Below are 21,923 nucleotides of genomic sequence, written 5' to 3' on the forward strand. Positions count from 1 at the left end.
CTCAGGGGAGATCGAGGTCCGCTACGCCGAGCAGCCCGGCCGCCCGCTCGGCCGCCTCCGCCAGCGAGGCGCGCGGGACCGGCGCGGTGTCGTCGAGCCAGGTGACGGCGAGCGCGTGCTTCCGCGTCGTCCACGTGCCCCGCACGACGCCGCCGGCGACCACGAGGTGGGCCTTGCGGGTCACCGCCTCCCGCAGCCCGGGAGGCGTGACCGCGGTGTCCTTGGTGCCCGGCCCCATCACCCACGCGTCGTGGCCCGGCAGCAGCACGACCGCCTCCGACGGCTCGGCCCGGCGCAGGTCGTCGAGGTCGTCCGCCGCCACCAGGGCCTGCGTCCCGTCCACGTCCACGCGCGCCAGCGGCAGCGCGTCGAGCCAGCGGTCGAGCCGCCGCCGTCCCGCGCTGAGGCCGGCGCCGAGCCAGTACTGCACGTGCTCGCGCGTGGTCGGCCCGTAGGCGCGCACGTAGGCCAGGACCGCCCGCGGCCCCGCCTCCTCGAGGTCCGGCAGACCGGGCCAGTGCGGGTTGGCGTCGAGCCTGCGGAAACTCGCCCGCCCGTCGCGTGGCGGCCCGAACTCCACGTCGCCCTGCCAGGTCAGCGGCTTGACGAGCGTGCCGGCGCCGTCGGCGAAGACCGGCGCCAGGTGGCGGTACGCCGGCCGGGCGGTGATCGCCGCGCCCAGCTCGGCCAGGGTGAGCGGCCCGTCGTCGAGCGCCTCGCGCACCGCCGCCCGGAAGGCTGGCCAGTCCCGCGCCGACAGGCGGTAGTGCTCCACCCAGCTCGCCCGCTCCCACTGCCGGCCCGCGCACCGCAGGGCCAGCAGGTCCGCGCCGTCCACCGGCGACAGGTGGTGCACCGCGCCGCGGAACGCGAAGACCTCGATCACCTCACCCGCCGCGTGCGCGCGGGCCAGGTCGCCCGGCGTGGAGTCGCGCATCCGGGTCCGCACTGCCAGCTCGGCCGATGCCGCGTCCGTGGACAGCACCGCGCCGAGTCGCCGCACGACCTCGCCGATCCCCGCCCCGCCGACCGGGCTCAGCAGGTGGCGGTCCAGCCGCCAGGCCAGCGCCTGCGGCCAGCTCACCTCGGGTGCGCTCATGGCGGCAGCATCGCGCAGGTTCCGGACGAGCCGCGTCCGCTCAGGCGCGCGAGGAGTCCGAGCCGGTCTCGCCCAGCCGTTCAGCGATCGGCCCGAGGGCCTCCACCAGCTCGTCGAGCTCGGCGTCGCTCAGCGCGTCGTACGCCGCCTCGGCCAGCGCGTCGGTCAGGGCCTCGACCCGGTCCTTGGTCGCGCGACCCGCCTCGGTGAACCGGTCGTCGGTGTCGAGCAGACCGCGCTCGCGCAGTCCGGCCATCACGTCGGCGAGGTAGCCGGCCGGCAGGTGGTGGATGCGCCCGAACGACTCGGGCGGGTGGATGCCCATGTCGACGGCGCTGAGCACGTGGGCCTCGGTGCGGCCGACGCGCTCGGCGAGCAGGGCGGCGACGTGGCCGTCGCCGCGGTGCTCGCGCAGGGTGTCGGCGGCGAACCACAGGCGGGTGAGCGGATCTGAGGGCACCGGGAGCGCGCGCAGCCCGGCGTACACCGCGCGGCCCTCGGACGGTGCGGTGGTCGCGGCGCGGGCCAGGAGGTCCGCGGCGCGGGCCAGCTCCGGGCTGTCGGCCAGCGGGCCGAGGATGGTGCGCAGCGCGCGGACGCAGCCCCGCTCGCGGGCGGCCCGCGCCTCCTCTGGGGTCGTGGTCGCCCACACCTTCGGGATGTGCCGGGCCACCTCGCCGGGGCCGAAGCTGTAGAACGCGGCGTCGACGACCTCGGCGCCGGCGTGACCCATCGGCGCAGCGCGGCCGGCGAAGTAGCCGTCCCAGTAGCCGCGGAAGCCGAGGGCGGCCATCTCCTCGTTCGGCTCCTCGGAGAAGAAGGCGACCAGGCAGATCGGCTCGGTCAGCGCGAAGAGGCGGCGGGCGACAGGCGAGCGGTGCGGGCGGTGCGGCATGGCGGTTCTCCTCGTCCGGGGTCCCGGTGCGGGCACCCTCTCACCCCCGCCACGAACGCCCGGCCCGTCGCACGACACTTTCGTGACACGCTGATCCGGTGACCGAGCCGACCGCGCCGCCGCGACGGGGGCGGCCCGGGCACGACCGCGGGGCGGTGCTGGCCGCGGCGGTGGCGCTGTTCATCCGCAAGGGGTACGACGCCACGAGCATCGACGACATCGCGCGGTCGCTCGGGGTCACCAAGTCGGCGGTCTACCACCACGTCAGCAGCAAGGAGCAGCTGCTGGCCGACGCCCTGGACGAGGCGCTGGACGAGCTCGACGCGACGGTCGACGCGGCGACCGAGGCGGACGGACCGGCGGTCGAGCGGCTGCGCACGGCGGTCGAGCGCAGCGTCGAGGTGCTCGTCGCGCACCAGTCCGCGGTGACGCTGCTGCTGCGGGTGCACGGCAACAGCGACACGGAGGTCGCGGCCCTGCGGCGCCGCCGGCGCATCGACCGCGCGCTGGCCGGCCTGGTGCGCGAGGCGGTGGACGAGGGCGCGCTGCGGGCCGACCTCGACCCCGACGTGGTGAGCCGGCTGCTGTTCGGGATGGTGAACTCGCTGGTCGAGTGGTACCGCGCCGGCGGCCCGGTGACCAGCGAGGAGCTGGCCCGCTCGGTGGCGGGGCTGGCCTTCGACGGGCTCCGGGGCTAGCGGGCCAGCGTGCGGCTGCGGCCGCGGAACTCGGCCACGACCTCGCCACCCTCCCGGACGACTGTCACGTCGTAGATCCCGGAGCGCCCGCGCAGCGCCGTCTCGCGGGCGGTGGCCACGAGCCGGTCGCCGAGCCGGCCGGCCTCGAGGAAGCTGACGTCGAAGCCGGCGGCCACGGTCCGCGCGCCGCGGGAGTTGCAGGCCAGCGCGAAGGCGCTGTCGGCCAGCGTCGCGACGAGCCCGCCGTGCGCCATGCCGTAGCCGTTGACCATGTCCTCACGCACCGTCATGGCCACCACCGCCCCGCCGGGGGAGAGGTCGAGCAGCTCCATGCCCATCGCCCGGGAGGCGGGGTCGTCGGCCCACATCTGCCGGGCGGTGTCGAGGGGATCGCTGCTCGCCCCGCTCATGCGTCGAAGTCGACGGTGACGGCGTCGCCGAGCGGGTAGGACTGGCAGGTCAGCACGAAGCCGGCCTCGACCTCGGCCGGCTCGAGCGCGTAGTTGCGGCGCATGTCGACCTCGCCCGCGGTGACCCTGGCCCGGCAGGTGCCGCAGACGCCGCCCTTGCAGGCGAAGGGCAGGTCGGAGCGCACCGCGGCCGCGCCGTCCAGCACGCTCTGGTCGCGGGGCAGCGGCGCGGTGGTCTCGAGGCCGTCGAGCACCAGGGTGACCTGGGTGGTCTCGCCGGTGGCCTCGGCCTCGGTGCGGTGCAGCTCGGGCGGCGGCTCGTCGACGTAGAACAGCTCGAGGTGCACGCGCTCGCGCGGTGTGCCGAGCTCGGCCAGCACCTCCTGGGCGTCGAGCAGCATCGCGTGCGGCCCGCACAGCCACACGTGGTCGAAGCGGCTCGCGGGCGCCACCGTGGTGAGCAGGCGGCGCAGCCGCTCGGCGTCGAGGCGTCCGGAGAAGAGCTCGACGTCGCGGGGCTCGCGGGAGAGCACGTGGACGAGCTGGAGCTGGGCGCCGTGGACGTTCTTGAGGTCGGCGAGCTCCTCGGCGAACATCACCGAGCCCGAGGTGCGGTTGCCGTAGAGCAGCGCGACCTCGCCGCCACTCTCCAGGACGGTCCAGGCGACCGAGAGCATCGGGGTGATGCCGGAGCCGGCCGCGATGCACAGGTGCCGCCCGCCCTCGAGCATGGCCGGGTCGGGGCAGAACCGCCCGCTCGGCGCCAGCACCTCGACCTCGTCGCCGGGTCGCAGGTCGCGCACCAGCCACCGGGAGAACAGCCCGTCGGGGATCTCGCGGACGCCGACGCGCGGCCGGTCGCCGGCGGGGGCGGCGATGGAGTACTGCCGACGCTGCTCCACGCCGTCCACCACCCGGCGCAGGGTCAGCGACTGGCCGGGGACGAAGGCGAACTCCGCGCTCAGGTCGGCGGGCACGTCGAAGGTCACGGCCACCGCGTCGTCGGTGAGCTCCTCGACGTCGGCGACCCGCAGCGCGTGGAAGGCGGCGCTCGCCATCAGATCTCCTTCACGTGCTCGAACGGCTCGAGGCAGTCGGTGCAGCGGTAGAGCGCCTTGCACGCGGTCGCGCCGAACTCCGAGGTCAGCTCGGTGCGCGGCGACCCGCACTGCGGGCACGTCACCGCGCGGGCGGTGGGCAGCAGGGTGAGCGGGATCGGGCCGTCGTGGCTCGGCGCGGGGCCGGGCGCGGAGAGGCCGTGCTCGCGTAGGGCCTGGCGGCCGCGCTCACTGATCCAGTCGGTCGACCAGGCGGGCGTGAGCGAGACGCGCACGCGCGCGTCGTACCCCGCGTCGGCCAGCCGGTGCACCAGGTCGTCGCGCATGGTGGCCATGGCCGGGCAGCCGGAGTACGTCGGGGTGATGGTCACCGTGACCGTGCGGCCGTCCGCCTCCACCTCGCGCAGCACGCCGAGGTCCTCGAGGGTCAGCATCGGCATCTCGGGGTCGCGGACCTCGGCCGCGATCGAGCGCGCGCTCACCACTGGCCCCGGGGGTGGGCACGGGCGACGACCTGCATCTCGGCCAGCAGCCTCGACAGCGCCTCGGTGTGGCCGCGCGAGACCGAGCGGCCGGCGGTCGGCTCGTCGACCTCGGCCACGGTCAGCACCTGGGTGACGGCCGGCTCGACCGCCTCGCGGTAGGGCCACACCGCGGCCAGCCCGGCCTCGAGCCGGCGTCGGGACTCGGCGGTGCCCTGGGCCAGGGTGACGAACCACTGGGCGGCGAAGTCGCGGTGGTAGGTGAGCTCCTTGACGCCCTTCGCCGCGATGGCGACCAGGACCGGGTCGGCGTGCTCGCGCAGCCGCTCGAACTCCGCCAGCCGGGCGCTGGCCACGAGCAGCAGTCGCGCGGTGGTCTGGGCGAAGTCGCCGTTCTCCAGCTCGACCAGCCTGCTGCAGCGGAACGCCGCCGCCTCGCGGAAGTAGGCCAGCGCGTCCTCGGCCGGCACCGGGCTGCCCTCGGGCAGGACCGGCACGACGGACGGGTCGGCCGCGGCCGCGCGGGCCAGCAGCAGCCGGGCCTGACCGAGCAGGTCGAGCGCGATGTTGGCCAGCGCGATGTCGAGCTCGAGGTCGGGGGCGTGGCTGCACCACTGGCTCAGCCGGTGGCTCAGGACCAGCGCGTCGTCGCCGAGGCGCAGGCACTCCTGGGCCAGCTCGCCGGCGTCCAGACCCTCGGGCACGCTGGTGTCGACGCCGGCCAGCGGGTCCTCGAAGTCGTGGCCGAAGGCCCACTGGGAGTCGTCGCTGCCCAGCAGTTCGGCGTAGGAGTTGTCGTGGTCGATCGCGGGGTCGGTCATCACATGTGCGGGACGTCGTCGGGGATGGAGTAGAAGGTCGGGTGGCGGTAGACCTTGTCGCCCGCCGGCGCGAAGAGCGGGTCCTTCTCGTCCGGGCTCGACGCGGTGATGGCGGTGGCCTGGACGACCCAGATCGAGACGCCCTCGTTGCGCCGGGTGTAGACGTCGCGGGCATTGCGCAGCGCCATCGCGTCGTCGGCGGCGTGCAGGGAGCCGACGTGCACGTGGTTGAGCCCTCGCTTGCCGCGCACGAAGACCTCGTAGAGCGGCCACTCGCGCTCGGCCGGCACGTCGGCCGCGCCGGTGGGCACGCCCTGGAGGGGTACGGCGCCGTGGCCGCCCCCGGCTGTGAACTCGGTCATGACGTGGCCTCCCGCTTCGCGGCGTACGCCGTGGCGGCCTCGCGCACCCACGCGCCGTCCTCGTGGGCGCGGCGGCGGTGGGCCAGACGCTGGGCGTTGCACGGCCCGTTGCCCTTGATCACCTGCAGGAACTCGTCCCAGTCGGGCTCGGCGAAGTCGTAGTGGCCCCGCTCCTCGTTCCAGGCCAGCGTGGGGTCGGGCAGGGTCACGCCGAGCGCCTCGGCCTGCGGCACGGTCATGTCGACCATCCGCTGGCGCAGGTCGTCGTTGGTGTTGCGCTTGATGCCCCAGGCCATCGACTGCGCGGTGTTGGGCGACTCGTCGTCGGGCGGGCCGAACATCATCAGCGCCGGCCACCAGAACCGGTCCACCGACTCCTGCACCATCGCGCGCTGCTCGTCGGTGCCGCGCATCATGGTCATCAGCAGCTCGTAGCCCTGCCGCTGGTGGAAGGACTCCTCCTTGCAGATCCGGATCATCGCGCGGCCGTAGGGGCCGAACGACGTGCGGCACAGGGGCACCTGGTTGCAGATCGCGGCGCCGTCGACCAGCCAGCCGATGGTGCCCACGTCGGCGTACGACAGCGTGGGGTAGTTGAAGATCGAGGAGTACTTCTGCTTGCCCTCGATGAGCATCTCGGTCAGCTGCAGCCGCGAGACGCCGAGGGTCTCGGCCGCGGAGTAGAGGTAGAGCCCGTGGCCGGCCTCGTCCTGGACCTTGGCCAGCAGGATCGCCTTGCGCCGCAGCGACGGCGCGCGGGTGATCCAGTTGCCCTCGGGCTGCATGCCGATGATCTCGGAGTGCGCGTGCTGAGCGATCTGGCGGATCAGCGTCTTGCGGTAGCCCTCGGGCATCCAGTCGCGCGGCTCGATCCGGTCGTGGTGCTCGATCGTCCGCTCGAAGCCGGCCTCGAGCTCGGTGTCGTCCAGGGTCGCGGTCATCCGGGCCTCCCGATGCGCTTTACTGACCGATCGGTCTGGTATTAGTCTGCCACACATGGCTGACACGGCACCACTGCTGGAGAGCTACGCCGCCGGACGCTGGTTCCGGGCCGACGACGAGGGCCGCCCCGCCCTCGACGCGGTGACCGGCGAGGAGGTGGCCCGGATCAGCTCGACCGGCCTCGACCTCGGCGCGATGGTGGCGCACGCGCGCACGGTGGGCGGGCCGGCCCTGCGGGCGCTGACCTTCCACGAGCGCGCGGGGCTGCTCAAGGCGGTGGCCAAGGACCTGCTGGAGCACAAGGACGAGCTCTACGAGTTCTCGTTCCGCACCGGCGCCACCCGCCGCGACTCCGCGGTCGACATCGACGGCGGCATCGGCACCGTGTTCTCGATCGCCAGCAAGGGGACCCGCGAGCTGCCCAACGACACCGTCTTCCTCGACGGCGGGCTCGAGCAGCTGGGCAAGGGCGGCACCTTCGTCGGCCAGCACGTCTACACCTCCCGGCCCGGCGTCGCGGTGCAGATCAACGCCTTCAACTTCCCGGTCTGGGGGATGCTCGAGAAGCTGGCCCCCGCCTTCCTCGCCGGTGCGCCGAGCATCGTCAAGCCCGCCGCGCAGACGGCGTACCTCACCGAGGCGGTCGTCCGACGGATCATCGCCTCCGGCCTGCTGCCCGAAGGCACCCTCCAGCTGCTGTGCGGCAGCCCCGACGGGCTGCTCGACGAGCTCACCGTGCAGGACCAGGTCGGCTTCACCGGCTCGGCCCACACCGCCGGTCTGCTGCGCAACCACACCCAGGTCCTCCACGGCGGCGTCGAGCTCACCGTCGAGGCCGACTCGCTCAACTGCTCGGTGCTCGGCCCCGACGTCACCCCGGACGAGCCCGAGTTCGACCTGTTCGTCAAGGGCGTCGTCGCCGAGATGACGGTCAAGGCCGGCCAGAAGTGCACCGCCATCCGCCGCGTCCTCGTCCCGCGCGCCCAGCAGGACGCGGTCACCGAGGCCCTGGTCGCCCGGCTCGCGAAGATCACCGTGGGCAACCCCCGCTCCGAGGACGTCCGCATGGGCGCCCTGGTCTCCCTCGACCAGCGCGAGGAGGTCCGCAAGGCCATCCAGTCACTGCGCGCCTCCGCCGAGATCGTCTTCGGCGACCCCGACCACGTCGAGGTCGTCGACGCGGACGCCGAGCGCGGCGCGTTCCTCTCCCCGGTCCTGCTCCGGGCCGCCGACGGCGCCGTCGAGCCCCACGACGTGGAGCCCTTCGGCCCGGTCAGCACCGTCATCGGGTACGACGACCTCGACGACGCGGTCGCCCTCGCCGCCCGCGGCAAGGGCAGCCTCGTCGGCTCCGTGGTCACCCACGACCCGACCGTCGCCCGCGCGCTCGTGCTCGGCCTCGCGCCGTACCACGGTCGGCTGCTCGTCCTCGACCGCGACGACGCCGGCGAGAGCACCGGCCACGGCTCACCGCTCCCCGTCCTCGTGCACGGCGGACCCGGCCGCGCCGGCGGCGGCGAGGAGCTCGGCGGCATCCGCGGCGTGCTCCACCACATGCAGCGCACCGCCGTGCAGGCCTCGCCCGACCTGATGACCGCCATCACCGGCCGCTGGACCACCGGCTCGAAGCGTCACGACGACGGCGTGCACCCGTTCCGCAAGAGCCTGGCCGAGCTCCGCATCGGCGACACCATCACCTCCGCGCCGAGGAAGGTCAGCCGCGAGGACATCGACCACTTCGCGGAGTTCACCGGGGACACCTTCTACGCCCACACCGACCCCGAGGCGGCCGCCGCCAACCCGCTCTTCGGCGGCATCGTGGCCCACGGGTACCTCGTCGTCTCGCTGGCCGCGGGCCTGTTCGTGGACCCCGACCCCGGCCCGGTGCTGGCGAACTTCGGCGTGGACCACCTGCGGTTCCTCACGCCGGTCAAGGCCGACGACACCATCGCGGTGACGCTGACGGTCAAGGCCATCACCCCGCGGACCTCGGCGGACTACGGCGAGGTCCGGTGGGATGCGGTTGTCGTGAACGGGGCGGGGGAGGCGGTAGCCACGTACGACGTGCTGACGCTGGTCGCCAAGAGCTTGTAGGTCTTTGTCTGGGCGCTTCGTCTCGTGGTGCGGGCTCTTGGGTCCGGCCGCCTGTGGACTGGCCCGTCCCTGCCGGGCCGGGCCCACCGCCGAGGGACAACCGACGCCGTGTTGCACGCGGCTGCTTCCAGCGTGGTCGCGTCGCGTATGCGTGCACCACGCCGCGGGTCTAGCCCTCGGCGGCGGGCCCGGCCCGGCAGGACCGGGCCAGCCCACAGGCGGCCTGGTTCGGCGGCGGCAACGTCTCGTCTCCGCCTTCACGTGGGTGGGGGTGTGGTGCGGGTTGCCGCGGCCGGCGCCGCCGAGAACTTGTAACGCGCAGTTATCGGATCTTCCGACCCGTTGCAACGGGTCGACAGTTCCCGTAACTGAGCGTTACAAGTGCGTGGAGGCGGACCTCAGCGTGGTCGCCGAAGGCGGCCGCGCTTTCGTGGGGCGGGGCGCAGCCTCGCCCTCAGCGCGCCCCTACCAGCCAGACCGGGTCCCGCTGTCAAGGACGGACCACTCGCCGAAGGCCGCCGTCCGCCACGAAGTGGCGCGTAGCGTCCTTGACAGCGGGAGTCGGGCTGGTGAGCGCGCGGCCGCTACGCAATTGATCACCCGAACAGCGACAACCGGGTGTGGGCAGGTCGACCTAGGCTCGAGCGCGTGAGCGACATGGCAGGCAAGACCGTCCTGGTCACCGGCGCCAGCGACGGCATCGGCGCGGAAGCAGCGCGCGTGCTGGCGAAGGACGGAGCGACGGTCCTGGTCACCGGACGGTCGGCAGACAAGCTCGAGCCGGTGGCGGAGGCCGTCGGCACCGAGCCGCTCATCGCTGACTTCGCCCGGCTCGACGACGTGCGTCGGCTGGCCGAGGAGGTGAGCGAGCGCACGGACACCCTCGACGTGCTGCTCAACAACGCCGGCGGCACGTTCGCGCCTAGCCGGACGACCGCGGACGGGCACGAGCCGAACTTCCAGATCAACCACCTGGCGCCGTACCTGCTCACGCACCTGCTCAGGCCGCGGCTGGTCGCGGCCGGGCGGTCGCTGGTGGTCAACACCTCGAGCATCGGCAACCTCGCCGGCAAGGTCGACCTCGACGACCTGGACCACGAGCGGGGCCGGACGATCGAGCTCCGGGCCTACGGGACCGGGAAGCTGATGAACATCTTGTTCACGCGCGGGATCGCGCAGCGGTGGGCCGGCGACGGGATCGCGTCGGTGGCGGTGCACCCGGGGCCGGTGGGGAGCTCGTTCGGACGGGACTCGTGGTTCGTGGGGCTGGTCTACCGCAGCCCGCTCAAGCGGTTCGCGACCATCAGCGTGGCCGACGGGGCGGCGCCGCTGGTCGCGCTGGCCGAGCGCGGGCCGGACCCCGAGGTCAACGGGAGGTACTTCAGCCGGTTCACGCCCGACGGCCGCGAGAACAAGCAGGCCCACGACCAGCGGATCATCGACGGGCTGTGGGTGCGCTCGGCCGAGCTGGTGGGTGTCGCGCCCTAGGTGTGGTCGCGCGGGATGCGGTGGACCAGGTCCTCGACGTACACCTCGACGCCGTCGTGCGTGGCGGTGAGCTGCAGCCGGAAGGTGAAGCTGTCGGCGTCGCAGGTCATCTGCGTGTGCTGGACGGTCTGCACGTGCCAGCCCTCGCGGGCGAACGACGCGCGGCGGTCGGTCTCGACGGCAGCGGAGAGCGGGTCGTCGGGGTCGAGTAGGTAGCGGATCTCGTGCTCCGCCTCAGTGGTCAGCCCGCCCGGGTAGTGCTTGGTCGTCGGCGCGGTGGCGATCCGGCGCACGACGGTCGGGCGGGTGTCCTCCTCCCACGTCCACGACGGCACGCCGGCCTCGACGCGCACGGCCGGGGGAGCGGCGATGAGGGGTCGCTCCCACGGCCGCTCGAGCGGTACGCCGACCGCGGGGTCGAGGCGCGGGAGCACCAGCTCGCAGTGCGCGAGGTCGAGGGTGACGGTCGCGCGTTCGGGTGAGGGCCAGAGCCAGGGCCAGTAGCTCGTGGACAGGCTGAGCCGCAGCCGACGCCCGGCCGGGAACCGCTGGGCGATGTGCTTGAGCGGGATCTCGAGGTCGAGCAGCTCGCCCACCGGGACCGGGGCCACCTCGCGGTCGTGGCCGAGCCGGTGGGTGAGGTTGAGGTTGCCGCGGGTGACCAGGAACGACTCGCCGCCGTCGTCGACGTCGGTGAGGCGGGCGAAGACGAGGGCCTGGGGTCGGTCGCTGGCCAGCCGTAGCCGCACCACGGGCTGGCCGTAGACGACCAGCTCCTCGTCCAGCGGTGGCGTGGTGAAGCTGAGCGCGTCGGCGTCGTCGCGGGTCTGGGTGTCGGGCAGGTCGCCGAGGCCGCCCATCGGCTCGTAGTGCCGCGAGCCGCGGCCGAGCAGCAGCGGGCTCGAGTGGGTCACCGTCCCCGCGGCGGGCCGGAGGCCCAGCGCGAGGTCCGGTGAGGGGTGCAGGACCAGGGCGCCGTCGACGCCGGGCGTCGACGGCGCGGCGTACCACCGGCCCGCGCGCTCGCGGGTGAACGCGTCGGTGGGCACCGAGTCCTGCACGAAGAAGCGGATCCGCGGGTCGTCGTCCACGCCGTTCGACTCGTTCTTGAGCCAGCGGTCCAGCCACCGCACGCACTCCTGGAGGTAGCCGATGGCCGGGCCCGGGACCGGTCGCTCCGGCCAGGTGTGCGCCCACGGACCGACCAGCGCCCTCGACCCCGGGCCGAGCGCCTCGACCAGGCGGAAGACCGCGTCGGTGTAGGGGTCCTGCCAGCCGCCGACGAGCAGGACCGGCACGTCGATGGCCGAGGGGTCCTCGCCCACCGACCCGTGCCGCCAGTAGTCGTCGCGGCGCTGGTGCTGGGTCCACAGCGCGCCGTGGTGGGCGTTGTGGTGCAGCCGCTCGAGCCACATCGCGCGCCAGGCGTCGCCGACGAGCGCCGGGTCGGGCGGCTGGCTGTTGTTGAGGTGCACGTTGCTGGCCCACACGTCCTGGTAGACCGCGAGCAGCGAGCCGCCCAGGTAGTGCACGTCGTTGTCGTAGCGGTCGTCGGTCGAGCAGACCGTGATGACCGTCCGCAGCGCCGGCGGGTGCAGGGCGGCGACCTGGAGGCTGTTGAAGCCGCTCCACGAGATCCCGGTCATCGCCACGGCGCCGGTGCACCACGGCTGCCGGCTGATCCAGTCGAGGACCTCGTAGACGTCGCGGTGCTCCTGGGCGGAGTACTCGTCGGCGAGCACGCCGCTCGACGTGCCGCTGCCGCGCAGGTCCATCCGCACGCCGACGTACCCGTGGCCGGCGAGGTAGCCGTAGCGCGACTCGTCGTCGACCAGGGAGTTGTCGTCCTTGCGGTAGGGGATGGCCTCCAGGACCGCCGGGAACCGCTCGCCGGGGGCGCCCTGGGGCAGCCAGAGCTTGACCGAGATCCGGCAGCCGTCGGCCAGCGTGACGGGAACGTGTGGCTCCACCGCGACGTCGTAGGGGAGGCGCGGGGCCACCTCGGTGGTGGCCGAGTCCTCGTCGTTGTTCACCGGAGCGAACAGTAGGGCCCCGACCTGGGAGGATGCGGTGGTGCGTCGCGCGGCCGCTCCTCTCTTCGCGGTCACCGTGGCCCTCGTCCTGGCCGACTCGGCGGTCGTCACGCTGGCGCTGCCGGACATCCTGCGGCACCTGCACACCACGGTCGGGCAGGTCGCGTGGGTGCTCATCGCGTTCAACCTGGTCCTCGGCGTGGTGGCCGTGCCGACCGCGGTCGTCGCCGGTCGCGCCCAGCCGCGGATCGTCTCGGCCATCGGCATCGCGGTCTTCGCCGGCGCCTCCGCGTGGTGCGCGGCGGCCGGCTCCATCGACGTGCTCATCGCCGCGCGGTGCGTCCAGGCCCTGGGCGGTGCGCTCGCGCTGGTGGGGTGCCTGGAGCTGCTGGTGGGGGAGTACGGCGAGCGCCGGGGCGTGGCGGTGTGGGTGGCCGCCGGCGTGGTCGGTACGGCGGCCGGCCCGGTCGCGGGCGGGCTGCTCACCGAGGCGTTCTCGTGGCAGGCGATCTTCGTGGTGCAGGTGCCCTTCGCCGCGCTGGCCGTGCCCGCCGCGCTGCTGGCGCCACGGGTCGTCGTACCGCCCGAGGACCGGCACCGCCCGGCCATCCGCGCCAACCTGACCCTCGCGCTGCTCTCGGCCGCCCTGACCGCCGCGCTGTTCCTGCTCGTGCTGCTGCTGGTCGAGGGCTGGCGCCGCTCCCCGGCCACCGCCGCGGTGACGGTCTCGGTGGTGCCTCTGGCCGCCGTGCTGGCGCGCCCGCTCGGCCGCCTGCTCCGGCCGCCGCCCGCGGTCGAGGTCGGTGCGGGCTGCTTCCTCATCGCCGGCGGCCTGGCCGCTCTGGGGCTGCTGCCCTCGGCCTCGTTGGGGTGGACCGTCGCTCCGCAGGCCCTGGTCGGGCTGGGGCTGGGCCTCACCGTGGACCGGCTCACCGCCCAGGCCATGGAGCTGCGGCTGCCGCGCGTCCGGCACGCGGCCTGGACCATCGGCGCCCGCCACGTCGGTGTCGTGGTCGGGCTGGCCCTGCTCACGCCGGTCTTCACCGCCGACCTGCAGGACGCACAGGTCCCGGCCCAGGAGGCCATCACCGCGCTCGTCCTCGACGCCCCGCTCACGCCCGAGGACAAGATCGCCGTGGCGCAGGCGCTCGGGCGCGAGCTGCAGGGTCAGGAGGGTCGGGTGCCCGACCTGCACCACGCCTTCACCACGCTCGACGTCGACGCCTCCGAGCGGCCCGCCCTCGCCGACCTCGAGCGCGCCCTCGACGCCCAGCTCGAGCGCGCCGCCACCCGCGCCTTCCGCGACTCCTTCCTCATCGGCGCCGGCCTCGCGCTCGCCGCGCTCGTCACGCTCCTGGTCCCGCGGCGCCGGAGGGTCGGGTGAGCCCCGCGCGGCTGGTCGGCCTGCCCGCCCTCGCCGTGGTGCTGGTCGCCGGCGTCATCGGTGTCCAGGTCGCGCAGGGCGGCGGCGAGTTCGAGCCGTTGCACCCCGCCGACCCCTGTGTCGCCCGCGACGTGACCTCGCAGGCGGACGGGATCGACAACCTCACCGAGCGCCTCGTCCTGCTCGGTCTGGACGCCGCCGGGTGCCGGCTCGGGGTGAGCCGCGAGGAGCTGACCCTGCGCCTGGCCCAGGGCGCCGACCCCACCGACGCCGAGGTGGAGGCCCTGCACGACGGCCTGCTGGACGCCGTGCAGCGCATGGACGACGACGGCACCCTGCCGCCCCTCTCCGACTTCGTCGACGAGGCCCTCGACAACGCCGACCTCAACGGCTTCCTGGAGTACGCCATCCGGCACCTGCCCGACTCGGTCATCGACGCGGCGCTGAAGACCGACGACGTGCTGACCCGCGCCATCGACGACCTCGACCTGCGCCAGGTCCTCGCGGACGTCGACGACCAGCGCGAGCTCAACCGTCAGGTGAGCGCCGCGGTCGAGCAGGCCGTCAAGGACGCGCTGGTGGACCGGCTCAAGGGCCTGGTGTGACCGGGCGGGTGACCACCCAGCGGTGCGGCGAGATCGCGCGGGTGCGGGTGAAGCCGTGGCGCTCGAACGCCGCCATCGGGCCGGTGTGCAGGAACGACCCGGACACCGCGCGGTCGTCGGTCTCCTCCGGGTAGCCCTCGACCACACCGCCACCCAGCGCGGCGATCTGCTCGAGCGCCCCGCCCAGCGCCGCGTCGGCGACCCCGCGCTTGCGGTGGCCCTTGCCGGTGAAGAAGCAGGTGACGCGCCAGTCCGGCAGCGCGGTCAGCTCCTTCTCGTAGCGGCGTCTGCTCTTGACCTCGGGCAGCTCCTCCGGCGAGCCGAACTGGCACCAGCCCAGGCACCCGTCGCCGTCGAGGACCAGGGCGTGGTGCGTGCGACCCTCGCGGACCAGCCGCTCCTTGTCGGCGCGGTTCTGCTCGGGCGTCCGGTCGCCGAGCCTGACGTGGAAGCCCATGCACCAGCAGCCGCCCCACACGCCCCGGTTGGCCTCGACGAGCGCGGCGAACGCCGGCCAGGTCGCCTCGGTGAGCGGGCGCACGGCGTACCCCTCGGAGCCCATGCCCGGACGCTAGCGGCGACCGGGGACAGCCCACCACTAGGCTCGGTCCATGACGGCTGAGGGTCCCCACGCCGACCACGACCTGGTGCTCGTCGTCGACTTCGGAGCGCAGTACGCCCAGCTGATCGCGCGCCGGGTCCGCGAGGCGCGGGTCTACTCCGAGATCGTGCCGCACACGATGCCGGTCGAGGAGATGCTGGCGCGCAACCCGAAGGCGATCGTGCTGTCGGGCGGGCCGTCGTCGGTCTACGAGGAGGGCGCGCCGAGCATCGACACCGGCCTGTTCACGGCCGGGACGCCGGTGTTCGGGATGTGCTACGGCTTCCAGCTGATGGCCCAGGGGCTCGGCGGCGAGGTCGCGCACTCGGGCGTGCGCGAGTACGGCCGCACGCCGGTCAGCGTGACCGCGCCCGGGACCCTGCTGGCCGACATCCCCGAGACCCACAACGTGTGGATGTCGCACGGCGACTCGGTGGCGCGCGCGCCCGAGGGCTTCGACGTGCTGGCCTCGACGAGCGGTACGCCGGTCGCGGCGTTCGAGGACGTCGGGCGCGGTCTCGCAGGGGTGCAGTGGCACCCCGAGGTGCTGCACACCGAGCACGGCCAGGAGGTGCTCGAGCACTTCCTGCACGACATCGCCGGCTGCCGGCAGACGTGGACGATGCTCAACATCGTCGAGGAGCAGGTCGAGGCGATCCGCGAGCAGATCGGCGACGGCCGCGCGATCTGCGCGCTGTCCGGCGGCGTGGACTCCGCGGTGGCCGCCGCCATCGTGCAGCGTGCCATCGGCGACCGCCTCACGTGCGTGTACGTCGACCACGGGATGATGCGCCTGGGCGAGACCGAGCAGGTCCGGTCCGACTTCGAGGCGGTCTTCGACACCCTCGACGTGGTCGACGCCGCCGACCAGTTCCTGGGTGCGCTGGAGGGGGTCCACGACCCCGAGGAGAAGCGCAAGATCATCGGCCGCGAGTTCATCCGCACCTTCGAGGCCGCCGAGGCCCGCGTCTTCGGCGACGTCGAGGGCGGCGCCACGGCGTACCTCGTCCAAGGCACGCTCTACCCCGACGTGGTGGAGTCCGGCGGCGGCGCCGGCACCTCCAACATCAAGTCCCACCACAACGTCGGGGGGCTGCCCGACGACCTGCAGTTCGAGCTGGTGGAGCCGCTGCGCACCCTGTTCAAGGACGAGGTCCGCCTGGTCGGCGAGCAGCTCGGCCTGCCCAGCACCATGGTCTGGCGCCAGCCCTTCCCCGGCCCCGGTCTCGGCATCCGCATCATCGGCGAGGTCACCCGCGAGCGCCTCGACGTGCTCCGCCAGGCCGACGCCATCGCCCGCGAGGAGCTCACCCGCGCCGGCCTGGACCGCGACATCTGGCAGATGCCCGTCGTCCTGCTCGCCGACGTCCGCTCGGTCGGCGTCCAGGGCGACGGCCGCACCTACGGCCACCCCGTCGTCATCCGCCCGGTCACCTCCGAGGACGCGATGACCGCCGACTGGGCCCGGCTGCCCTACGACGTGCTCGAGCGGATCTCCACCCGCATCACCAACGAGGTGGCCGAGGTCAACCGGGTCACCCTCGACGTGACCAGCAAGCCGCCGGGCACGATCGAGTGGGAGTGAGCCTCACCCCTTGATGATCCGCTGCAGCCGGTAGGTCAGCGTGCCGTCGAGGGTGTAGGTGCAGTAGTCGGTGTAGCCGACCAGCTCGTCCGGGCACTCGGTGTCGGAGGACTCGGGGGTGTAGGTGACCTTGCGGTGGAAGTCCTGCCGCAGCACGCCCGGACGGACCTGCTCGACCGCGTCGGGGTACATCGGGATGCCGGGCAGGGAGTAGACGCCGGCGGAGGTCCCGTCGGGCCCGCCGGTGCAGGTGGTGAGCAGGGTGAGGTGCTGGAACGGCGTGAAGGTCGGCGTGGGCAGCCCGTTGCGGCGGATCAGCGACAGAGCGGGGTGCTCGAAGTCACCGCGCTCGATCGTGTTGCCCTTGCAGAGCACCTCGGTGCCGTCCGGGTCGTACTTCGCCGTCTCGACCACGCCCGAGACGGTCTTGAGCTTCGCCTTCTGCGGGCTGAGGCTGTAGATGGCCTGCCGGGTGACGTGCACGTCGGGGATGCGGCCCTTGACCGTCGCCACGGCGGAGCCGTACCGACTGCTGCCCGGCCCGAAGATGAGGCCGACCTCGTGGTCGACCTCGGCCTTGAAGGTCACCGTGTAGACGAACGTCTGGCTCTGTGGGGGTCGAGGCAGCTTCCTCGCGTGGTCGGCGGCGTGCGCGTGAGCCGCGGGGGCGGGGACGACCGTCAGCAGTGCGAGGACGGTGAGCAGGGCGCGGCGCGTCCTCATCGGTGGTGCCTTCGCGCGACCTTGACGGGCTGGGAGTCGACCGTCGCGGCGGCGTACCCGGGGCGGGTGGCGGTGACCCGGACCGCGAGCCGGCGTCCGGCGTCCTTGCGGGTCACGCGGTAGACCGGCCCGGTCGCCTTCTTGATGGGCTTGCCGTTGCGCAGCCACTGGTAGGTCACCGCGGCGGGGGTCTCGCTCCAGGCGCCCGCGGTCGCCTTGAGCCGGACGCCGGGTCGCGCCTTGCCCTTGATGGCGGGCCGGTGCGTGGACGCGAGCACGGCGGCGGGCGTGACGCTGCCCGGGCGGTAGGGCGCGGCCGACCAGTAGGGGTCTGCGGCGTCGGCGATGAGCAGGGTCTCGGTGGACTGCTCGCACACCGCGGCCGGGGCGCTGTTCACCCAGATCCCGCCGGGCTGCTCCCAGGCCAGCCGGCTGCCGTCGGGCGAGAACGTCGGGCTCGCGACGCCGGCGGTCAGTGCGGTGTGGCACCCCTTCGCCGGCAGGCCGGGGCGTGCGGCGGAGCGGGGGTCGTCGGTGAGGCGGTACCAGTCGACGGTGGTCGCGGTGCCCTCGCCGCGGACGGCGGCGAACTGGGTGCCGTCGCGCGACACGACGGGCTCGTTGAGGGAGTGCCAGTCGCTGTAGTGGTCGGCGTCGTCGAACCAGTGGACGGTGTCGTCCCAGGCGCCGCCGAGGTCGTAGAGCTGGACCATCTCGCGGTAGCCGCCGTCGAGGACCAGTCGGCGGCTGGTGACCCAGGAGGCGTGGTCGAACGGCACGCTGAACTGCATCGGTGGGGTGAGGTGGTCGGCCGCGGTCACGTCGGTGCGCGCCCGGTAGCAGCTCCCGCCGTCGCAGGGCGTGATCTCGGAGTAGCCGTAGGCGATGCGCTGGCCGTCGGGGGAGACCTCGACGTTGGTGAGCACCGGGCCGAGCGGGTACGACGTCCCACCGAGGTCGGGCGGGTCCATGGTGTTCAGGACCCGGCCCTGGTCGTCCATCCGGACGATGAGGGTGCCGCGGGCGGCCACGATGGTGCCGTCGTCGGCCTGGCTCGGCACCGTGTAGCCGCCGCCGGTCGTCACCCGGCGCTGGCCGCCGCCCGCACCGTCGGCGACCCAGACGTCGCCGCCGCGGATGAAGACGAGGGAGCCGGGCGGGGTGGCCGCGGCGGCCGCCGGCGCCGGGGCGGACGCGGCGTCGGCGCCGGCGTCGGCGAAGCCGAGGCCGAGGCCGAGGGCCGCTCCGGCCAGCACGCAGCCAGCCAGGTAGAGCGCCGGGCGCTTCTGGGATCGGGGCATGGTCGTTCCTCTCGTGGTGCGGAGCGGCCAGCGTCGGCACCCGCGCTGGGAGGGCACTGGGGTCCGACTGGGACCGGGGGTCGGGTGACCTCAGCGTCAGCGCAGTGAGGGCGCAGTGCTCCCGTGGACGCTGCGGCCATGGACACGACTCGACCTCGACCCGCACCACGGACCGCAGCGGCCGTGGTGCTGGCCCTGACCGCGCTGCTGACCGGGCTGCTGGCCCTCGCCGTGCCCGCCGCCCACGCGGCCGTCATCCGCGTGACCGCCAAGGTCCTCGAGGTGCCGCGCTACGGCGACGCCACGATGAGGATCTCGGTGGCCAGCAGCGGCTCCGACCCCTACGCGCGGGTGCGCATCGGCAGCGCCGTCGTCGTGGAGGGTGCGGTGTCGGCCGAGCCGACCGAGCTGGTCGTGCCGCTGCCCGGCGACGGCAAGGACGTCGGCACGACGTACAAGCTGGACGTCGCCGTCGACGCCGACGGCGGCTACAGCGCCTCGACCTCGGTGAGCACGACCCGCACGACGATCCCGTACACGATCGACCCGATCGTCCCGAGCACGGTCTACGGGGGCAAGGTCGCGATCAGGCTCGTGCCGGACCGACCGACCTCCGTGGCTCCCGAGGGCCGCTTCACGCTGCTCGAGAACGGCGCCTTCGTGAGCAGTGGTGCGGTGGCGCCGGCTCCCGACGGCCGCGGTTACGTCGCCTACGCGCCGGTCCTGCTCGCGCCCCGGGACCGGCCCTGGTCGGTGCGTGGGGTCTACGACGGTGGCGGCGGGTACGAGTACGAGCCCGCGGGGTCGACGGACCTCATGGTCTACCAGGTGCCGTCACAGACGACGGCGAAGCTGAGCGCCGCGCGCGTGGCGACCGGCTCGCCCGTGAAGCTGCACGTGGCGGTCACCGCGCCCACGTCCGAGCTGCCCCAGGACCAGCTGGGCAGCAGCTGGGTCCTCGTCGAGGCCTTCCCCGAGCGGGGCGCGTCCTTCCCGGCGGGGAGGGCGCAGGTCCCCGTGGGTGCCACCGGGGTGGACGTGGACCTCACGGAGGTCGCCCGGTCGCACGAAGGGGTGCTCACCCTCCGCACGTCGTCGGGCGGCGGCTACGTCACGCCGTCGTTCGCCGCCGAGACCACGCTCACCGTCGACCCGGTGCCGGCCGGCACGACGACGGCCCTGTCGCTCGACCCCCGACCGTCTTCGTCGGCCAGTCGCCCGCGCAGGCCACCGTCGTCGTCGACGTCGCCGGTGGCGGCGTCGACGGGCTCATCGAGCTGAGCACCGCCGACCAGGGCCGGCTGCTGCAGGTCCGCGCGACGGGGCACTCCACCACGGTCGCGCTGCCCCAGCTGGCCGAAGGGACCTACCAGGTTGCGGCGCGCTACCTCGGCGGCACCCGCCAGGACAGCTCCTCCAGCACCGCGCTGACGTACGTCGTCGCTCGGGACCGGGCCGCCGTGACCGACGACCTGCCCGAGGACGGCACCGTCGCGAGCGGCGCCACCCTGCACCTGACCTTCGCGCCGACCGCGACGCAGCGCACCCCCGACGGGATGCTCGACGTCGACGCGGACGGGTGGGGCGGCGTGACCACCGGGCTGGTGGACGGGGTCGCGACCGTGCCGCTGGCCGGGCTGGCGCCGGGTGCGCACGAGCTGCGCTTCTCCTACGGCGGCGGCAGCTGGTTCCAGGCCCTGACGCTCACCCGGTCGGTCACGGTCCGCGGCACAGAGCCCCCGCCGCCCGCCACGATCGCCACCTCGACGGCCCTGTCGCTGGGTCGCACGACGGTCGCCGCCGGCAGCGCGGCCACGGCCAGCCTCCGGGTGGCCACGTCCGACGGCTCGAGCCCCGTCGGGCAGGTCGAGGTGCGTGTCGACGGCGCCGTGGTGGCCACGCGGCTGATCGGCAGCGCGCCGTTCGAGGTCGCGCTCCCCACGGGTGCCGTCGGCGCCCACACGGTCACCGCACGCTTCGTCGGCTCCGCGCCGTACGGCGACTCGTCGGCGACCGCGGCCACGCTGACCGTCACGCGTGCCGCGGCGACGATCGCGGCCAAGGCCAAGCGCCGAGGGGACGGACGGGCGCAGGTGCGGGTCTCGGTGACCGCGCCGGTCCCCGCCACCGGGACGGTCCAGCTGCTCTGTGCGCTGAAGGGAGCCGAGCCCAAGGTCGTCGCGACGACGACCCTGACGGGCGACGGCCGCGCGGTGCTGCGCAGCAAGCGGCCGTTGCCGCGGCGCGCGGTGCTGCTCGTGCGGTACGCCGGGTCGAGCGCCGTGGCGCCCGTCGAACAGCGGCTGCGGCTGCGCTGACGACCGCAGGCGGGCGGGAGCCCCGGTCGTGGACCCTCGGGTGTTCACGGCCGGGGCCGCTGCGTGCCCGCCCCGGCCTAGGCTGGAGCGCGTGAGCGGGCAGGCTGGCGGGGATCCCGGCGACCGACCGGCGCCGCCCGCGCTCGAGCCGTTCCGGCTCTTCCTCAACACCGACGACCGCTACCACGGCGTGGACCACCTCGGGTCCGAGCAGCTGTTCCGCCGGTTCGCCGAGCCCTGCCTGCCGGGCTGGCCGCGGTCCCTGACCCGCGAGGACCTGGCCCGGGCCCGCGGGCTGCGCGACGGGCTGCGACCCGTCGTGCTCCTCGAGCCGACGGCCGCGGTGGGGGTGCTGAACGCCGTGGCGGCGGACCACCCGGTCGTGGTCGAGCTCGCGCTGGAGGACGGCGAGGTGCGCAGCCGCCTGCGGCCGGCCGGCCGGGGGTCCTTCGCCCGGCTCGTCGCGCTGGCGCTGGGCGCTGCGCACACGGCCGCCGCCGACGGCAGCCTGGCGCTGCTGCGGGCCTGCGAGCGGTCGGACTGCCAGTGGGTCTACTGGAGCGGTGCGGCGCCCGGGTCCAGCCGCTGGTGCAGCCACACGTGCAGCAGCGTCATGAAGATGCGCGCCTACCGCGAGCGGCGCCGCGAGGCCGGTTGACCGGCTGCGTCAGAGCTCGGAGAGCAGCTCGGCCAGCACGGTCCGGGCCGCCTGCAGGCGGACCGCGAGCGTGGCCACGGCGTCCTCGTCGTGCGCGTGCTCGAGCCGGTCGAGCAGGGATCGGCAGGAGGCCACGATGGCCAGGGCGTGCGCGAGTGCGGTGGCCGGACCGGGGTCGGGGAGCACGGCGCACAGCCGGTCCCAGCGCACCCCGAGCGCGACCCACGCGGCCCGGTCGGCCAGCTGGGCCACCGCGGCGGCGGTCTCGAAGGAGACGAGCTCGTCGGTCAGGGAGCGCAGCCCGTCCACGGAGTCCACGTGCTGAGGGTGCTCCCGTCCGCTGCGCCCGCGCTGGGCCGCGACTGC

At 74.1% G+C, this 21,923-nt stretch carries 22 protein-coding genes; 9 read left to right on the top strand and 13 right to left on the bottom strand.

Annotated features, from left to right (window positions below; all coding sequences use genetic code 11):
• Position 1: 1 nt before the first annotated feature.
• Positions 2-1,099 carry a DNA glycosylase AlkZ-like family protein gene (locus G5V58_RS02790; protein ID WP_165228565.1) on the bottom strand — a complete coding sequence of 366 codons (1,098 nt, stop codon included), beginning with the start codon at positions 1,097-1,099 and terminating at the stop codon, positions 2-4.
• A 40-nt stretch (positions 1,100-1,139) separates the two neighbouring features.
• Entirely contained in the window at positions 1,140-1,994 is an 855-nt protein-coding gene (locus G5V58_RS02795) for an SCO6745 family protein (RefSeq protein ID WP_165228567.1), read from the bottom strand.
• Positions 1,995-2,092: 98 nt separating this feature from the next.
• Between G5V58_RS02795 and G5V58_RS02800 the strand changes: the two genes are divergently transcribed.
• Positions 2,093-2,692 carry a TetR/AcrR family transcriptional regulator gene (locus G5V58_RS02800; protein WP_165228569.1) on the top strand — a complete coding sequence of 200 codons (600 nt, stop codon included), beginning with the start codon at positions 2,093-2,095 and terminating at the stop codon, positions 2,690-2,692.
• On the opposite strand, the gene paaI is transcribed toward G5V58_RS02800, so the two are convergent.
• The 6 genes from paaI to paaA are packed head-to-tail and all read right to left on the bottom strand — an operon-like array spanning position 2,689 to position 6,766.
• Entirely contained in the window at positions 2,689-3,102 is a 414-nt protein-coding gene (gene paaI, locus G5V58_RS02805; protein ID WP_230487025.1) for a hydroxyphenylacetyl-CoA thioesterase PaaI, read from the bottom strand. The genes G5V58_RS02800 and paaI overlap by 4 nt on opposite strands.
• Entirely contained in the window at positions 3,099-4,160 is a 1,062-nt protein-coding gene (paaE, locus tag G5V58_RS02810) for a 1,2-phenylacetyl-CoA epoxidase subunit PaaE (protein WP_165228571.1), read from the bottom strand. The genes paaI and paaE overlap by 4 nt, the downstream gene beginning before the upstream one ends.
• Complete coding sequence (gene paaD, locus G5V58_RS02815) at positions 4,160-4,642, bottom strand: 1,2-phenylacetyl-CoA epoxidase subunit PaaD (RefSeq protein WP_230487026.1); 483 nt, start codon at positions 4,640-4,642, stop codon at positions 4,160-4,162. The genes paaE and paaD overlap by 1 nt, the downstream gene beginning before the upstream one ends.
• A complete protein-coding gene (gene paaC / locus G5V58_RS02820) occupies positions 4,639-5,463 on the bottom strand; it encodes a 1,2-phenylacetyl-CoA epoxidase subunit PaaC (RefSeq protein ID WP_165228575.1) in 825 nt (274 codons plus the stop codon). The genes paaD and paaC overlap by 4 nt, the downstream gene beginning before the upstream one ends.
• Positions 5,463-5,825, bottom strand: coding sequence for a 1,2-phenylacetyl-CoA epoxidase subunit PaaB (paaB, locus tag G5V58_RS02825; protein WP_165228577.1), 363 nt, complete (start codon positions 5,823-5,825; stop codon positions 5,463-5,465). Before paaB ends, paaC begins: the two co-directional genes overlap by 1 nt.
• A complete protein-coding gene (gene paaA, locus G5V58_RS02830; protein WP_230487027.1) occupies positions 5,822-6,766 on the bottom strand; it encodes a 1,2-phenylacetyl-CoA epoxidase subunit PaaA in 945 nt (314 codons plus the stop codon). The genes paaB and paaA overlap by 4 nt, the downstream gene beginning before the upstream one ends.
• Positions 6,767-6,821: 55 nt before the next feature.
• On the opposite strand from paaA, the gene paaZ reads away from it, so the two are divergent.
• Both paaZ and G5V58_RS02840 read left to right on the top strand, forming a co-directional pair.
• Positions 6,822-8,861 (top strand): phenylacetic acid degradation bifunctional protein PaaZ, encoded by a 2,040-nt coding sequence (paaZ, locus tag G5V58_RS02835; RefSeq protein WP_165228579.1) that lies wholly within the window; start codon positions 6,822-6,824, stop codon positions 8,859-8,861.
• Between the two features lie 657 nt (positions 8,862-9,518).
• A complete protein-coding gene (locus G5V58_RS02840) occupies positions 9,519-10,349 on the top strand; it encodes an SDR family NAD(P)-dependent oxidoreductase (RefSeq protein ID WP_165238557.1) in 831 nt (276 codons plus the stop codon).
• Here G5V58_RS02840 and G5V58_RS02845 read toward each other — a convergent pair.
• Positions 10,346-12,382, bottom strand: a complete 2,037-nt coding sequence (locus G5V58_RS02845; protein ID WP_165228582.1) for a CocE/NonD family hydrolase — start codon at positions 12,380-12,382, stop codon at positions 10,346-10,348. The two genes, G5V58_RS02840 and G5V58_RS02845, sit on opposite strands and share 4 nt — an antisense overlap.
• A 40-nt stretch (positions 12,383-12,422) precedes the next feature.
• Between G5V58_RS02845 and G5V58_RS02850 the strand changes: the two genes are divergently transcribed.
• Together G5V58_RS02850 and G5V58_RS02855 are read left to right on the top strand one after the other, a co-directional pair.
• Positions 12,423-13,766, top strand: a complete 1,344-nt coding sequence (locus G5V58_RS02850) for an MFS transporter (RefSeq protein ID WP_165228584.1) — start codon at positions 12,423-12,425, stop codon at positions 13,764-13,766.
• Positions 13,763-14,371, top strand: coding sequence for a hypothetical protein (locus G5V58_RS02855; protein ID WP_165228586.1), 609 nt, complete (start codon positions 13,763-13,765; stop codon positions 14,369-14,371). The genes G5V58_RS02850 and G5V58_RS02855 overlap by 4 nt, the downstream gene beginning before the upstream one ends.
• Here the strand turns inward: G5V58_RS02855 and G5V58_RS02860 are convergent.
• The gene (locus G5V58_RS02860) at positions 14,355-14,933 is read right to left on the bottom strand and encodes a GNAT family N-acetyltransferase (RefSeq protein WP_165228588.1); all 579 of its coding nucleotides are present in this window, start codon (positions 14,931-14,933) and stop codon (positions 14,355-14,357) included. The genes G5V58_RS02855 and G5V58_RS02860 overlap by 17 nt on opposite strands.
• A 49-nt stretch (positions 14,934-14,982) precedes the next feature.
• Between G5V58_RS02860 and guaA the strand changes: the two genes are divergently transcribed.
• Entirely contained in the window at positions 14,983-16,557 is a 1,575-nt protein-coding gene (guaA, locus tag G5V58_RS02865; protein WP_165228590.1) for a glutamine-hydrolyzing GMP synthase, read from the top strand.
• Positions 16,558-16,560: 3 nt separating this feature from the next.
• Here the strand turns inward: guaA and G5V58_RS02870 are convergent, their stop codons facing one another.
• Complete coding sequence (locus G5V58_RS02870) at positions 16,561-17,280, bottom strand: hypothetical protein (protein WP_165228592.1); 720 nt, start codon at positions 17,278-17,280, stop codon at positions 16,561-16,563.
• The gene (locus tag G5V58_RS02875; protein ID WP_165228594.1) at positions 17,277-18,581 is read right to left on the bottom strand and encodes a PD40 domain-containing protein; all 1,305 of its coding nucleotides are present in this window, start codon (positions 18,579-18,581) and stop codon (positions 17,277-17,279) included. Before G5V58_RS02875 ends, G5V58_RS02870 begins: the two co-directional genes overlap by 4 nt.
• A 138-nt stretch (positions 18,582-18,719) precedes the next feature.
• Between G5V58_RS02875 and G5V58_RS02880 the strand changes: the two genes are divergently transcribed.
• From G5V58_RS02880 to G5V58_RS02890, 3 genes are all read left to right on the top strand, one after another.
• Complete coding sequence (locus G5V58_RS02880; protein WP_165228596.1) at positions 18,720-19,862, top strand: hypothetical protein; 1,143 nt, start codon at positions 18,720-18,722, stop codon at positions 19,860-19,862.
• Between the two features lie 179 nt (positions 19,863-20,041).
• Positions 20,042-20,899: an Ig-like domain-containing protein gene (locus G5V58_RS02885; RefSeq protein ID WP_165228598.1), complete on the top strand. Its 858-nt coding sequence runs from the start codon at positions 20,042-20,044 to the stop codon at positions 20,897-20,899.
• A gap of 91 nt (positions 20,900-20,990) precedes the next feature.
• The gene (locus G5V58_RS02890) at positions 20,991-21,557 is read left to right on the top strand and encodes a CGNR zinc finger domain-containing protein (RefSeq protein WP_165228600.1); all 567 of its coding nucleotides are present in this window, start codon (positions 20,991-20,993) and stop codon (positions 21,555-21,557) included.
• 9 nt (positions 21,558-21,566) lie between these two features.
• On the opposite strand, the gene G5V58_RS02895 is transcribed toward G5V58_RS02890, so the two are convergent.
• Positions 21,567-21,875, bottom strand: a complete 309-nt coding sequence (locus G5V58_RS02895) for a hypothetical protein (protein ID WP_165228602.1) — start codon at positions 21,873-21,875, stop codon at positions 21,567-21,569.
• Between the last annotated feature and the right edge of the window lie 48 nt (positions 21,876-21,923).

This window comes from Nocardioides anomalus (assembly GCF_011046535.1).
Lineage (GTDB): Bacteria > Actinomycetota > Actinomycetes > Propionibacteriales > Nocardioidaceae > Nocardioides > Nocardioides anomalus.

Excerpts from the sequence above, each read along its gene's own strand:
- G5V58_RS02790 (WP_165228565.1), bottom strand. The coding sequence starts at position 1,099 with ATGAGCGCACCCGAGGTGAGCTGGCCGCAGGCGCTGGCCTGGCGGCTG.
- G5V58_RS02795 (WP_165228567.1), bottom strand. The coding sequence starts at position 1,994 with ATGCCGCACCGCCCGCACCGCTCGCCTGTCGCCCGCCGCCTCTTCGCG.
- paaI (WP_230487025.1), bottom strand. The coding sequence starts at position 3,102 with ATGAGCGGGGCGAGCAGCGATCCCCTCGACACCGCCCGGCAGATGTGG.
- paaE (WP_165228571.1), bottom strand. The coding sequence starts at position 4,160 with ATGGCGAGCGCCGCCTTCCACGCGCTGCGGGTCGCCGACGTCGAGGAG.
- paaC (WP_165228575.1), bottom strand. The coding sequence starts at position 5,463 with ATGACCGACCCCGCGATCGACCACGACAACTCCTACGCCGAACTGCTG.
- paaB (WP_165228577.1), bottom strand. The coding sequence starts at position 5,825 with ATGACCGAGTTCACAGCCGGGGGCGGCCACGGCGCCGTACCCCTCCAG.
- paaA (WP_230487027.1), bottom strand. The coding sequence starts at position 6,766 with ATGACCGCGACCCTGGACGACACCGAGCTCGAGGCCGGCTTCGAGCGG.
- paaZ (WP_165228579.1), top strand. The coding sequence starts at position 6,822 with ATGGCTGACACGGCACCACTGCTGGAGAGCTACGCCGCCGGACGCTGG.
- G5V58_RS02840 (WP_165238557.1), top strand. The coding sequence starts at position 9,519 with ATGGCAGGCAAGACCGTCCTGGTCACCGGCGCCAGCGACGGCATCGGC.
- G5V58_RS02860 (WP_165228588.1), bottom strand. The coding sequence starts at position 14,933 with ATGGGCTCCGAGGGGTACGCCGTGCGCCCGCTCACCGAGGCGACCTGG.
- guaA (WP_165228590.1), top strand. The coding sequence starts at position 14,983 with ATGACGGCTGAGGGTCCCCACGCCGACCACGACCTGGTGCTCGTCGTC.
- G5V58_RS02870 (WP_165228592.1), bottom strand. The coding sequence starts at position 17,280 with ATGAGGACGCGCCGCGCCCTGCTCACCGTCCTCGCACTGCTGACGGTC.
- G5V58_RS02875 (WP_165228594.1), bottom strand. The coding sequence starts at position 18,581 with ATGCCCCGATCCCAGAAGCGCCCGGCGCTCTACCTGGCTGGCTGCGTG.
- G5V58_RS02880 (WP_165228596.1), top strand. The coding sequence starts at position 18,720 with ATGGACACGACTCGACCTCGACCCGCACCACGGACCGCAGCGGCCGTG.